The organism is Xenorhabdus sp. NBAII XenSa04 (assembly GCF_963866145.1).
GTDB lineage: Bacteria > Pseudomonadota > Gammaproteobacteria > Enterobacterales > Enterobacteriaceae > Xenorhabdus > Xenorhabdus indica.
Genome location: NZ_CAWMEB010000228.1, coordinates 1 through 1,083 on the forward strand (window position 1 = coordinate 1; position 1,083 = coordinate 1,083).

Consider the following 1,083-nt stretch of genomic DNA (forward strand, 5'->3'; position numbering starts at 1 on the left):
AAATAATTCATATAAAAAAACAGCAGGATACAAAGTTGTGTATAAGAGACAGACAATCCGAACCTACCTATACCAAATCCAAGCCCCAATGCGACAGCACCACGGTAGAGATACCCAAACCCACTATTACCAAAAGAAAAAAATCCAACATTGCCACCTCTGCACAAATCAATCAGAACCACAAGCCTCTCGACCAAATGCGCCACCAAGGAGAACCCACTTCTGCCCCTCCGGCACAAAAATCGAGAGCATGTAATCTTCTCTGGATACCTGCTCCAATGCTTCAACATCACTAATCTGTGTCGACGCAACAGCAGAACCTAAATCTATGACGTCGATTTTTTTCTTGATACCGTTACACCAAAGATTTGTTCATACTGAACAATCTTCCCAGCCCTATCAAGCCAGTAGTGACAGATCGTGGACCAGATGCGCTGTAAGTTGTAGATGCAGGTCATGCACGACGACCGTCTCCAGCCAAGGCGATATAGAACTGGAGCTAGGATGCGGTGACGCTCGATCTCTTCCCATACTTGCTCCTCAGCCCAATGAAGAACTGGCCTCCAAACATCCACTAACCGTGCAGTCTTCCCATATCTTCTATCGCAGGCGTGAGCCTCAAGCTGGTTGTACTTAGATCTGTTTGCACTTTCTTCCCGACGCTTACCAGTGATGAAAAGGATCTTCTTTCCCTTAAAGCGCTCTTGATTATTAAGAGCCCTGCGGCCAACATCAATCTTTAAAGCCGATGAGCACCACCTTGTTTGCAGTGACGGGGACTGCTGCGGGAAACGAAAGCGCGTACCAGGTTCGGAACGCTTATGGTCTCTAGGTGGCACCAGAAGCCCCTCAGGCGTTTCTACGCGCCTAGGCATTCTCCTTGAGCATTCGCCCTAGTTCTGTCGCATTAACGGAACTTCAGGTAAACTTCTGGGTTTTTGCGCGAGTCCCAAACGATGTCCCTGCTCAGAAACGCCTTCAAACGACTCCACTATCCTACCGATATTATCGCCCAGTGTGTCCGATGGTATCTCGCTTATGCCCTGAGTTTACGAAATCTGGAAGAGATGATGGCTGAGCGGG

1 protein-coding gene and 2 pseudogenes are annotated in these 1,083 nt (G+C 48.3%); 1 reads left to right on the forward strand and 2 read right to left on the reverse strand.

The genetic code is table 11. The features are described 5' to 3' along the window. The coding region (locus AAC147_RS09205) for a hypothetical protein (protein ID WP_339955599.1) at nucleotides 1-197 on the reverse strand (197 nt) is incomplete at its 3' end. Further along, nucleotides 169-872, reverse strand: a pseudogene (locus AAC147_RS09210) (phosphoadenosine phosphosulfate reductase domain-containing protein); the annotation flags it as partial. The gene AAC147_RS09205 and the pseudogene AAC147_RS09210, both read right to left, overlap by 29 nt. An 84-nt stretch (nucleotides 873-956) precedes the next feature. Between AAC147_RS09210 and AAC147_RS09215 the strand changes: the two are divergent. After that, nucleotides 957-1,083, forward strand: a pseudogene (locus AAC147_RS09215) (IS6 family transposase); the annotation flags it as partial.